The organism is Pseudomonas fungipugnans, from assembly GCF_029955235.1.
Taxonomy (GTDB): domain Bacteria; phylum Pseudomonadota; class Gammaproteobacteria; order Pseudomonadales; family Pseudomonadaceae; genus Aquipseudomonas; species Aquipseudomonas fungipugnans.
In genome coordinates, this window is the sequence record NZ_JARBWL010000001.1 from 2,538,924 (window position 1) to 2,551,058 (window position 12,135).

Here is a 12,135-nt window from a genome sequence, read left to right on the forward strand (position 1 = left end):
TAGTTATGTGTGATAGAGGAGAAAACTGCTGAGGGAGAAGACAATCGCGATGAAGGCCACTGTGGGAACGGCCTTGAACTTCGGCAATTTCAGGTTCGTGACCTGAAGCACGGCGATGAGGAACATCAGCAACAGCACGTCATGAGCCTCGACCCTGCCCGCCGCCACGGCCTGGAAAGCGAGGGCGAACAGCAAGCCGGAATAGGTCGTCGGCAAACCGCGATAACCCACCGGCGCGTCAGGGTCATTGATGGCGAAAACAGCCAGGCGCAATACACCGGACAGCACCAGCGCAGAACCCGCCAGGACAGCCAGAGACGAAGGAAGCAGCAGGATCAGGACAAGTGCTGGCGCGACACTGAAATTCAGCAGGTCGGCAAAACTGTCCAGGTGTTTGCCAAACGCACGCCGCGGCGCGTCGCCGGCCAACCAGGTTCGTGCAATGTGCCCATCGACGAAATCAAGAATCGCCGCCAGACAAATAATGCTGGCTGCCCAGGACAAGCGTCCCTGTTGGGCCGCGACCACCGCCGCAAAGGACAACAGTATATTTAATGCTGTTACCCCATTAGCCAGATCAAAAAAACGAACGAACGGAAACATCGGCGCTAACTGGCGCATAACTCATGACTTCCTTGTTGAATTGAAAACTGTATTAAATAACTTGTTCAGCAGGTTTAAAGCTGAACGAGAACAACAGAGTAGCCGCCCAATAACACACGGCAAAAATAACGCTGGTCCAGAGCAACCCGATGTGCTCGACCAATAACGAACCGAAGAATATCGTTACAATCATTCCGGCATAAACACCTGCATATTGCACGGACGCAACCAGCGGCATGGCATTGGCCGGTGTCGCCAGCACGACATCGGATTGCAACTTGAAAAATGCCAGTTCAAAGAAAAAGATATAGAAGAAGTAAGCGCCATAACTGGAGGCCAGGCCTCCACCATAGGCGGCCGCCATCATGAACAGTGCGCTGGCGGCGGCCATGGAAAGCGGCGCCAGTTTGTGACCACGCTTGTTCAATTTATAGTAAAGGATCGCGCCGACCAGGGCGGCCACGCTGTTGACCGCTTGCAGCAGGCCCACGTAGCCCTCCGACAAACCCAGGACATGGGCCGGCAGGATAATCCGCGATACATTGAAGAAGCCCTGATAAACACTGACGAAAATAATGAAGCTCCAGAAACTGCGGCGCAGTTGCGGGCTGGTTCTCATCAGCGTCATGAATGTCGCGATCAAAGCCGCAGACTGAGGGATGGTGGCGGTAGCCGGGCGTTCCGCTCGGGGCAACAGAAAGGCGGCGAAGGCGGCAATGGCGAACAACACGGCAGTGATTGCCAACGCGTGCCAAGGCATCATCTCGCCCTTGACCAATGCCATGGTAGCGCCAGCAATGCCACCGGCAATGAACTGCGCCGTCAGGGTCAGTGGAACGGTGGATTCGACATTGGCTGAATTGAAATAACATTTGATGGCAACGATTCGACCCACCCGCTGCAATGCGTCCAGGGTGCCAATGGCGATACCGCCCACGATCGCAATCAATGCCACGCTCGGCAGTAACGAATAAACCAGCACCGCCGCCAGCAATGCCAAGGCATTGGATAACAGCAATAACGTGCGCGGAGAAATCCGGTCGGCCAGCCGGTAAATCTGCCCGACAAACAAGACGGGTAATACCATGGGCGAAAACAGCACGATCTGCGAATAAAGCAGATTGCCGGTTTCCTTGTAAGTGTAATAAGAAAGGTAGATATAACTAAGCGTAGACGCACAGATGGCGCAGAGATTGACGATCCATATAAGAACCGTAAGATTTTTTAACGAGTACGAAATACGCATGTGATCCTTCACTATAAAAACTTCCTGCCAGCGACCGTCACGCTATCGCAAAAAAAATTCGCCGGCAATCTCTGTTTTAATAAAAATGTCATGAAGTTTTGGGTGGCGCTATTTCCGCACTGTTTTAGTGCAAGATTAATAAAACTTGCCATGCCAGTGTTACAAATCAGTGCAAAAACCACCTTGCCATATAACCAACCGTCGGTACGGATGATCATTATAAGTTAGCGTCTTTAATCACCCGCACGGTTGCACTAACGCAAAGTCGAGTTACAAAAAAGTACAACCTTTTCCTGCAAGCCCGGTTGCACCCCTGCACCTTGCCCAAAGCCGTGCCCGGACAGAAAGTTGCAAAGTGCCACCACCTTCAGCAATCAATGCCCCTCTCAAGTAACCGCGAGCCTACGCAGCCCACGCGCTTGCGATAGCGCAAGCCGTAGCCTGTACCAGAAAAACACTTCCCCTAACCCTTGAGCACCACGGGTCCGCCTGCAGGGAGCGTCAACTCACTTTCCAGCCCAAGACTTCAGTGGTGCGATTGCTGAGGTCGTCATGAACACCCCGCCCCTTTACCGGCAGTTAGCCAATCATTACCTCGACGCCATCCGTAGCGGCACGCTGAAAGCCGGCGAACGCTTTCCGTCCATTCGGCTGATGATGGAAAAACACGCCGTGAGCCTGTCCACGGCGGTGCAGGTGTGCCGGCAACTTGAAAACTATGGTGTGCTGGAAGCCCGTCCGCGTTCCGGCAACTTCATTCGCCGCCCCGACACTGCGCCCGCCGCGACACCGATTGCGCCGCCACTGGACAGCGGCGTCTATGTCGGCATTCATGAACTGGTTTCGTCCGTCATCAAGGCCAGCCAGCGCGCCAACATCAAGGTGAACTTCGCCAGCGCCTACTGCGCGCCAGAGCTGTATCCCTTGAAAATCCTGCAAGACCACATGCTCAAGGCATTGCGTCACGACCCGCATCTGCTCGGCGCGCCCGGCTCCGCCTGCGGCAACTCTGCCTTGCGCAACATACTCGCTCGCCGTGCCCTGACAGCCAAAACCAACCTGACCGCAGAACGCATTGTCATCACCAATGGTGCGACAGAAGCCATCAACCTTGCGCTTCGGGCTGTCACCCAGCCCGGCGACACCGTGGCCGTGGAGTCGCCGACCTTCTACGGCCTGCTGCAAATTCTTGAAAGCCTGGGCCTGCGGGTGCTGGAGGTTCCGACCACTGCCCACGCCGGCATCAACTTGTTCGCCCTCGAACAATTGCTGCGAGGCTCCGTACGCATCCAGGCGTTGATCGTCATTCCCAACCTGCAAAACCCGCTGGGCAGCATCATGCCCGACGCCAACAAGGCGCGACTGGTGCAGCTGTGTGCCGACCACGAAACCGTGCTGATCGAGGACGATACTTATGGCGACCTGGTGGACAGCGACCAGCCGCTGTCCACCCTCAAGCACTGGGACGTGCGTGACAACGTGATTTATTGCGCCTCGCTGAACAAGACCCTGGCCCCCGGCATTCGCCTGGGCTGGATCAGTGCGGGTAAATGGCATGAGCGGGTGGAGATGCTTAAACACACTCAGTCCAGAGGCTGCGAGGCGTTATCGCAACTGGCGGTCAGTGCGCTCATGAAGACGCCTTCCTACGAGCGCTACCTGCGACGCCTGAGAAAAACCCTGACACAACAACGCCAGCAAATGAGCGCGGCGATCATCCGGTACTTCCCTCAGGGCACCCGGGTAACCAGCCCTCAGGGCGGCACGTTGCTGTGGATAGAATTGCCTGGGCAACATTCATCGATGGTGTTTTTTCATGAGGCGTTGAAGGCCGGGATACAGATTTCGCCTGGGGATATCTTTTCCAATGACAAGCGCTTCAATCATTTTGTGCGGATTGGCTGCGGGGCGCCGTATTCGGCGAAGATTGATGAGGCGCTGGCGACGTTGGGGCGCTTGCTCAAGAACCAAAGCTAAACACACTCCCCTGTGGGAGCGTTGGTGAACACAACATCGGCGCTCGGCACAGATTCAATGTGGCAGCGAGCTTGCTCGCTCCCACAGGGGCAAGGCGTCAGCTCGGGGTCCGGTGCAGACAAATGATATGCGGATCATCATTCCAGTGAGGAAAGCGCTCGGCAATCAATGGGTCGTGACCTGGAATGACATGGTCTTCACCGTCCGCCAGGCTGTCGATCAGGCTGAATGCTTCCAGCGTCTGCGCCAGGTCATCGAGGATCGGAAACGGGCTGCGTTCGCGGATGTTGGCCCACAAGTGCGCCGCGTCCGAGGCCAGCACAATCCAGCCTCGGGCAGTCGCTACCCGCACCACCTGACTGCCCGGTGTGTGCCCGCCCACCGGGTGCAGGGTTACGCCGGGAAGCACTTCGACGCTGCCGTTGTGCAGGCGCAATCGCCCCTCGAACAGCGGCGGTAGCGCCGACATCACGTCCTCGACCTCGTAGGTCTTGTTCACCGTGCGATGGGCCATTTTCGGCCCGGTGCAGAAGCGCAGCTCCGCTTCCTGCAGGTGCACCGTCGCATTCGGGAATAGCGCCAGGTTGCCGGCATGATCCCAATGCAAATGGGTGAGGATCAGGTTATCGACGGCTGTCGGATCAATGCCCAGTTGGCGTAGGGACTCCTCGGGCAAGCGATACATCTGACGGTTGCGCCGATCTGCGGTGGCCGGCTGGAAGCAGGTATCGACGACAATCACCTGTTGCCCGTTACGGATGACCCAGAAGTAGTAGTCCAGCGGCATCGATGCGTCGGGATCACCGCAGCAGGCGTCGTACATAAAATTCTCCCTGGCGGTGCGCTGGGCATTGGCACCGACACGGATGGCAAACACTTCGTACACAGGAACGGACATGTTCAGCTCCCGGCCTCGGTGGATTTAAGGGTCGGGCTGAAATCGAAGTCGATGGCATCGATAATCCCCAGGTCCTGCGCCAGGCGATGCAGGCCGCTGTAGTCGCGCATGATCGTGGCGTTTTTACTGCCTTCACGGGTGTCGGCGATGATCTGCGCGGCGTCCTCGACACCGAGCTGCGTCAGAATCGCCTCCCACATCGAGTAGTCCTGAGCCACGAACGCACTCAGTGCCACCGACAACATGCGGGTGAAAAATTCGCGTTGAGGCGGCTGCATGTTGGCGTACATGACCTTCGCCACCTCCGCCAGAATCTTGCTGTGTGCATATTCGTCACGGTTATGCAGTTCAGCCACCTTACGGTTTTGCGGCTGAATATCCTGATCGTCCGCCAGCAGATCCAGGTAGGCGTTGACGCTGATTTCGGCCACCACCGCAAAGGTGATTGCCGCCAGATCCCGTTGCCACGGCTCGGCCAGTTCTTCGCGCAGTGCTGCCAGGCGCAGGTAGGTGACGGACGGCGGCAAGTCCAGCTCGCGCGACAGCCCGCGCTCGGCCTTGGTCCGTTCGATAGCCCGCAGGTGCATAAGCGTGTGGTAGTGCTCGTCGATCAGGGTTTGCTGCATGGCTTCGCGAAAGTGCCAGTCGTCCTTGCCCAGATACTGATTGGCGATGACGCTCAGTGCCGGGTTCACCACATGCTCCTCGGCAGTCACAGTGCGCAGGTTGTAGCCGATCCAGCCCCAGGTCAGTACGGCGCTTTTAAGCGCATCGCTCAGGGCCTGGAATTTGGCGTGATGAAAAAATGGCACCATGCACTCCGGGTAATCCGGCCGTGTCGGATCGAACGTTTCATCAACGCCCGTCTTCTGCGGCGAACACACCGTGGCTCGTTTGGTCCACGCCTGATTCAGGCGGACCACCAGTTGATGATCGACCTTGGCGATCTCGATTGCTGTTTGCATGACGCGATACCTGTAGGACGCGTACCCGCATCGGGGTACGCCAAAAGAATGAACGGCGACGGAAGAAAATCAGGCCAGCCAATAGCGGGTCAGGTGGCGCGCCGGGTCGGTGTACTGGCTGCGGGCGTGGATCATTCGCCAATTATCCCAGATCAACATACAGCCGTCGGGGATCAGCACCGGGGTGTTGCGCTGCACGAAATACGCCTCGCCCAACCGGGCAAACCGGGCCAGTGGCGATGAGCTGCTGGCGACCTGCGATTGCCGCAAATCCTCTTTCGATGGATTCACATCGCCATAGTGAAACTGGTTGTAGCTGAAGCGGAAAACATCTGCGTCCTCGGTCGGCGTCAGGATGAATTCCTTGACCCGGGTCTGGGCGGGCTCACCGGGTTTGGCCGTGGCGACAAATTCCACCGGCGTGTCGTTGATCCACTCGCGCAGTTCGGGGTCGGCCGTTTCCAGGAACGACAGAAATTCATAGCCGTCTACCAGCCCGGTATGCCCGCCGCCGCAGCGTGCCTGACGATGGCAATGCAGTGCCAGATAGCGCGGCGGCGGCCCGTAGACCGGCGCTTCGGTATGTGGGCCGATGCCATTCATGCTCTGGGAGTACGGCAAGTCTTCGTACCCCGGCTTGCGGGTGATGGCGAAGGCTGTTTGTCCGTTGAATTGCGGAATAATCTGACCGAACTCCTCGAGTGCTCCGACAACATCATCGGACAATTCATCGGCGGACAGTACGGTCCAGCCACGGGCCGACAATTCTTCATGGCGATGGTCCAGGGCTACATAAGGTCTGGACACAACAATCCCTTGGTCTGACATGGTGTATCTCCCGCTTGTTATCAGGCGTTGACGGTTGAGGTGTAGGCGGCGATGAGGTCGCGGCAGGCGTTGCCCGGTCGATAGGCGTGTTCGTCGATGCTCTGTACCGGGGTAATTTCAGCAGCGGTGCCTGTCAGGAAACACTCATCGAAGTCGCCCAGCTCTGTCGGCAGAATCGTTCTTTCGACGACGGGATAATCCAGCGCCCTGGCCAGCTCGATGACTGTCTGGCGGGTGATGCCGTTGAGGAAGCAGTCAGGCAGCGGCGTGTGCAGCGTCCGGCCTTTGACGAAGAACACATTGGCGCTGGTGGCTTCGGCCACGTGGCCGCGCCAGTCGAGCATCAAGGCATCGTGGAAGCCGTTTTTTTCTGCGTCGTGTTTGCTCAATGTGGCGATCTGGTAATGCCCGGACGCCTTGGCTTCGAAGGGGCTGCTGCTCGGCGGCGGACGGCGCCATCCGGCCGTTTTCAGACGAATGCCGGCCATGCGCGCCGCCGGGTCGAAGTAACTCGGCCACTGCCAGCATGCGATGGCCACGTGCACGCGATTGAAGCGCGCCGAGGTCGAAATCATTTCACTGCCGCGCCAGGCCACCGGGCGCAAGTAGCCGTCAATCACCTTGTTATGGTGCAGCAGTTGCTGGCTGGCCGCTTCCAGTTCGGCCAGCTCATAGGGAATGACAAAGTCCATCAATTGCGCCGACCGATACAGCCGCTCGCTGTGCTCACGCAGCTTGAAGATCTTTGCGCCGTAGACGCGCTCGCCTTCGTACACGGTGCTGGCGTAATGCAGACCATGACTGAGCACATGCAGCTTGGCCTCGGACCACTCGACGAACTCGCCGTCGAGCCAGATAACACCTTCTCGCTGATCAAACGGGATACCGCTCATTTCCTTTTCTCCACTCTGTTGGTGAATCTTCCTACGCCGTTTGGAGCAGCACCGGTATCAATTCGGGGGGCGCCGCAACCTCGGTCTGAAAGAAGAACGAGCGCTCGCCAAACGCCGGGCGCAGGTCATCGAACCAGGTCACTTGCGGGTCGAAACGCGCATAGAACGTGCGCAACACCCACTGCGGATTGCGTGCCTGAAGAAACTGCAACACGAAGACTTTTTCCCCGGCCACGGTCTCGATGCCGTTGATCAACACCTTGCCGTAGAAGGTACTCATGGACGGTCCACGCACCGTGCGCGCCAGGCCGGACACCGTTCGGTAGGCCGCCTGGAAAATCTCGAACGCCCGGGCCAGCGGCATCGCGAAGTAGTGGCTGGGGCCGGTGTCGCGCTCGACGAACATGTAATAAGGGATCGCGCCCAGGCGTACGCCTTCGGTCCACAGTGCGGCCCAGTCAGCGGGGTTTTCGTTGATGTGGCGGATCACCGGTGCCTGCATGCGCAAGGTCGCCCCCGTGGAACGAATACGCTCGACGGCCTGGCGCGCCATGTCCTGGCGCAGCTCCACCGGGTGGTTGTAGTGGCCCATGATCGACAGGTTTTTCCCCGCCGCGATGATCCGTTTGAACAGATCCAGCAGCTCGGGCGCATCCTTGTCACTGACAAAGCGCTGCGGCCAGTACGCCACGGATTTGGTGCCGATGCGGATGCTCTTCAGGTGCGGCAATTGCAGCAGCGGCTCGATGTAACTGGCCAGGGATCGAGTGTTCATGATCATCGGATCGCCGCCGGTAATCAGCACATCGGTGACCTCGGTGTGTACCCGCAGGTAGCTGAGCAACTCCTGGGATTCGCGGGCGTTGAATTTCAGTTCTTCCTCGCCGATGAACTGCGCCCAGCGAAAACAGAAGGTGCAATAGGCGTGACACGTCTGACCGGCACCGGGGAAAAACAACACGGTCTCGCGGTACTTGTGCTGAATACCGGGCAGGACTTTTCCGTCGAGGCTGACGCCGTTATGGGTGAGTTGTCCGGCCGGGTGCGGGTTCATCCGCAGCCATATCGCTTCGATCCGCCGCTTGATGGCGGCGGCATCACCCTCCTCGATCAGTTGCTTGAGGGACTGATACTCGTCCGCCAGCAACATGTCCTTGTGGGGGAAGGTCATACGAAAAATCGGATCGTCCGGGATGTTGTCCCAGTCGATCAATGTGCTCAGTACGTAGTCGTTGGTGCGAAATGGCATGACCCTGGCAACCACGGTCATGGCTTCCTGCAACGCTGGCGTCAGTTTTTGCCAGTACGGCGTCTCGCGAATACTGCGCGAGTTATAGGGTTTGTATCTTTGTGGCTCCGACAGTCCGTGCATGACAACGCTCCTGGAGATTGGCTGACAGTGCTTACTGAATGGCAGGCACGGTGCGCTCGATGTCCATCCAGGCCCGGACGCTGTCGCGGTCCCACTGGCGGCGCACATAGGCGGCGAGTCGTGCGGGGACCGGGTCACCGTTGGCCAGCAGGCGGTTGAGCATGATCGCCAGGTCGGTGTCGGCGATGCTCCACTCGCCAAACAGGTGGTTCGCGCCTTCGGGCAACAGCTGTTCGGCGACAAAAAACAATCGGGCCACCGCTGCCCGGGCTTCATCAGAGAGCGGGCTGTCTTTCTTGCCGAAGTAGATGAGGTCGGCCGGGCGCTCCTTGCGAATCACCAGCAAGTCACTGCGCAGCCAGGCCTGAAGTTGGCGGGCGCGAGCGCGTTGTTTGATGTCGAGCGGCAGCAGGCGTTTAGGGCCCGGTGCAATTTCATCCAGGTACTCGGCAATCGCCGATGACTCCGACAAGGCAAAGCCGTCGTGTACCAGGGTCGGGACCTTGCAGGTCAGCGACAGGTTGCGATAAGGCGCCAGATAGTTCTCGCGAACCTTTAAATCCACCGCAACCTGTTCAAATGAAAGTTGCTTTTCCTTGAGCGCGACAAATACCGACATGGCGAAAGCGCTGACGTGATCAGCCCCGACATACAGTTGCAGACCTGAGACTTGCATAGAACACTCCCTTTCATTAAACGCATTAATCCACACCACTAAACGTGGCGATGTTTTAAACATTAATATGCGTTGGGAGTGATCGTAGTTAGTTGCTATTGGGCTGAACAGATACAGAAATTAGTTGTTTATACGGATACAGAAAACCGGATAACGCAAAACAACTGTGGGAGCGGGCCTGCTCGCGAAGAGGGTGTGTCAGTCGACATGAATGTTGTCTGACATACCGCTTTCGCGAGCAAACCCGCTCCCACAGGGATTGAGGATAAATGAGGAGGTGTCAACGCTGTCCGGTAATCAGCCCCTGGCTGTCGGCAAAGCTTGAGAGCTGTGACATCTGTGGCATGTTGCTCATGGCCAGCATGGCCAGCGGCTCGGTACTGCTGGTGTTGACGAAACCGTGGGTGGTCCAGGCCGGCACCAGCAGCACATCACCGGGGCTAACGCTGACGGGCTCGGCATCGCCCAGCACCAGGGTACCTGCGCCCGCCTGGATCACAAACAAATGCCACCAGGCGTGGCTGTGCCCATTCAGTGTCGTCCCCGGTTTCAGCCATTGCATGGCCATGCCCATGCCGGGGGTCACCTCACACCCTTGCAGGCTGTCGTCGTGGGCCAGGGCAACAATATCCAGCTCGCTGCTGGCCAGCGACTGGCGCAATTGCGTCAGCGCTGTGCCGGTCCAGACCCGTGGACTGAGTGGACGATGATGCAAACTTTGACGAAAGTCCTTATATGAAAAAAATGCACCCTTGACGTTATCCATCCTTCCTCTCTACTTATTCAAACGGCATGAGCGACTGAACCTCAAGTTAACGGTTCAACGCTATCAATCGCCCTGTCGTTATAACAGCGACGGACGCAAGGCCACGATCATATCTACTTCAATGGCCGCATTTTTTGGCAACTGGTAAACACCGATTGTCGTACGCGTATGTTTCCCCGCATCGCCCAACACATGGCTGAACACGTCCGATGCGCCGTTAGCCACTTCACTGAGGTCCACAAAGTCCGCCGTGGACTTCACATACACGGTAACCCGCAACAGTGACTTGATTTTATCCAGCGAGCCAATCGCATCGACGATCAAGGCCAGCCCGCGCATGGCACTGAGGCTGGCGGCGGCCTGGGCATCGCCCATGGTCAGCTCCAGGCCCACGCGGCCGGGGTATTGAATCTTGCCGTTGACCCGCGGCACCAGACCGCTGACATAGAGCTCATCATGATGGCGAACCAGCGGTGCGTAGTGCCCGCCTACAGAACTCTCTCCATAGATGTCGTAGTCCAGCTCCTTGGCCAGGGCGATGAAGCGTTCATCGCAAGTCATGTGCGGAATCATTCAGGTAACCCTCTCACTTCTTTCAATCAAAAAAATACAAATCGGTCATGCAACGACTCAGCTCACGGCAATCGATGCCGGGGCCAGGCTGATGACCGCGATGCGCGATTCGACCGCCTCTGCCAAGCGCAACAAGTCATCGCTGAGCTGGGCGTAGTCGGTGTTGAACAGGACGATGTGGCCGATGAACGAGGTGTTGTCCTGCACCAATGCGCTAACCGAGTCGCCTATTTGCTTGGCATACAGGCCCTCCACCAGGTCGATGTTCAGTTCAAGCGCCAGCGCCTCGATGCGGGGGGCCGCGCGCAAGATGCCACCGGCCGGTGCCGTGAGCAGTCGAATGCCGCAATAGCCACGAGGCACCGGATCGAAGTGTTCAACGGTGCCTTCCACCGCCCAGCGGACCCAGCGTTCCCATGGGTCGAAATCGACAAATGCCCGTCGCGCCAGGTCCCAGATGTGCATGCCGCCGGGGCGCATGTTGGTTTCCACCGCCGAGGTCAGGCCGTCGCTGCGCAGGAAAATCTCGTTGTGATAGGCGCCGTTATCCAGCGATACCAGCCCGGACATGTGCCGACCGGCCGCCACCAGCCGTGCCTGCACGTCGGCCGACAAGGGTGCCGGGACCACTTGCTGGATCTCGGCGCGATAGGCGCCTTCGGTGGTGGTTTTTTCGGTCACCCAGGTGCTGCCGGCGACGTATTCCCAGCTGTATTCATGGGCGTTCTGGATCAGTTCTTCCAGGACGATGCCGTCCTCGCGATAAGGCTTGAGCGCCTGCCAGGCTTCTTCGCATTCAGAGGGATGATGAATCACCCGGCAACCGCGACTCGCGCCTTCGCACGCCGGCTTGATGAAGGCTTTGCCACCCAGTTCGACGACCCGCTCACGCAGTTCGGCCAAGCTCTCGATACGTGTGGAAAATACCGGATGGTAGTGCTCGGGTGAGCTGTCTGCCAGCGCTTCAAGCTTGCGGAACACCTGCTTATCCAGCCCGGCTCGCGCTTGCGAGCGCGTGATGCCGGGCAAGCCGTAATGGGTCGCCAGCGCTGCGCCAAGCAACACACCCCGGTCCGAAAACGGCAGTACGCCGATCAGTTTCCAGTCATCGGCATCCAGGCAACCGGCCACCAGATCGACAGAATCGGCCAGGTCGGCCAGTGCCAGCGAGGTGGTGCAGACGTGATCCGCTACCAGGTGATCTTCCGGCTGGATTTGCTCCACCAGCAGGATCAGCCGCGCGTTGTACAGCCTGTTGCACAGTTCGCGCAGCTTCTGGATGTCGTGAACCCGATTGCCGTTGTAGCCCACCACCACTACACATGAAGTCGTACTCAT

At 58.3% G+C, this 12,135-nt stretch carries 13 protein-coding genes; 1 reads left to right on the forward strand and 12 read right to left on the reverse strand.

The window, feature by feature from the left end; genetic code table 11:
- Positions 1-3: 3 nt before the first annotated feature.
- From POF45_RS10420 to POF45_RS10430, 3 genes are read right to left on the reverse strand one after another with little or no spacing between them, the layout of a single operon-like run.
- Positions 4-621 (reverse strand): CDP-alcohol phosphatidyltransferase family protein, encoded by a 618-nt coding sequence (locus POF45_RS10420; protein WP_259496420.1) that lies wholly within the window; start codon positions 619-621, stop codon positions 4-6.
- Between the two features lie 34 nt (positions 622-655).
- Positions 656-1,849, reverse strand: coding sequence for an MFS transporter (locus POF45_RS10425; RefSeq protein ID WP_282315637.1), 1,194 nt, complete (start codon positions 1,847-1,849; stop codon positions 656-658).
- An 11-nt stretch (positions 1,850-1,860) separates the two neighbouring features.
- Positions 1,861-2,067 (reverse strand): hypothetical protein, encoded by a 207-nt coding sequence (locus POF45_RS10430; protein ID WP_282315638.1) that lies wholly within the window; start codon positions 2,065-2,067, stop codon positions 1,861-1,863.
- 334 nt (positions 2,068-2,401) lie between these two features.
- On the opposite strand from POF45_RS10430, the gene POF45_RS10435 reads away from it, so the two are divergent.
- Entirely contained in the window at positions 2,402-3,826 is a 1,425-nt protein-coding gene (locus POF45_RS10435) for an aminotransferase-like domain-containing protein (RefSeq protein ID WP_259496423.1), read from the forward strand.
- Between the two features lie 97 nt (positions 3,827-3,923).
- Here POF45_RS10435 and POF45_RS10440 read toward each other — a convergent pair whose 3' ends face one another.
- The 9 genes from POF45_RS10440 to POF45_RS10480 form a co-directional block, all read right to left on the reverse strand.
- Entirely contained in the window at positions 3,924-4,724 is an 801-nt protein-coding gene (locus POF45_RS10440) for an N-acyl homoserine lactonase family protein (RefSeq protein ID WP_282315639.1), read from the reverse strand.
- A gap of 2 nt (positions 4,725-4,726) precedes the next feature.
- Entirely contained in the window at positions 4,727-5,689 is a 963-nt protein-coding gene (locus tag POF45_RS10445) for a diiron oxygenase (RefSeq protein WP_259496427.1), read from the reverse strand.
- Positions 5,690-5,758: 69 nt separating this feature from the next.
- A complete protein-coding gene (locus POF45_RS10450) occupies positions 5,759-6,517 on the reverse strand; it encodes a TauD/TfdA family dioxygenase (RefSeq protein ID WP_259496428.1) in 759 nt (252 codons plus the stop codon).
- 20 nt (positions 6,518-6,537) lie between these two features.
- Complete coding sequence (locus POF45_RS10455) at positions 6,538-7,410, reverse strand: branched-chain amino acid aminotransferase (RefSeq protein ID WP_259496429.1); 873 nt, start codon at positions 7,408-7,410, stop codon at positions 6,538-6,540.
- A 31-nt stretch (positions 7,411-7,441) separates the two neighbouring features.
- Positions 7,442-8,782: a KamA family radical SAM protein gene (locus POF45_RS10460; protein WP_259496431.1), complete on the reverse strand. Its 1,341-nt coding sequence runs from the start codon at positions 8,780-8,782 to the stop codon at positions 7,442-7,444.
- A gap of 31 nt (positions 8,783-8,813) precedes the next feature.
- Entirely contained in the window at positions 8,814-9,458 is a 645-nt protein-coding gene (gene yfcF / locus POF45_RS10465) for a glutathione transferase (protein WP_282315640.1), read from the reverse strand.
- Between the two features lie 280 nt (positions 9,459-9,738).
- Entirely contained in the window at positions 9,739-10,224 is a 486-nt protein-coding gene (locus tag POF45_RS10470) for a cupin domain-containing protein (RefSeq protein WP_259496433.1), read from the reverse strand.
- Between the two features lie 78 nt (positions 10,225-10,302).
- A complete protein-coding gene (locus tag POF45_RS10475; RefSeq protein WP_259496434.1) occupies positions 10,303-10,797 on the reverse strand; it encodes a RidA family protein in 495 nt (164 codons plus the stop codon).
- A gap of 57 nt (positions 10,798-10,854) precedes the next feature.
- Entirely contained in the window at positions 10,855-12,135 is a 1,281-nt protein-coding gene (locus POF45_RS10480) for an ATP-grasp domain-containing protein (RefSeq protein ID WP_282315641.1), read from the reverse strand.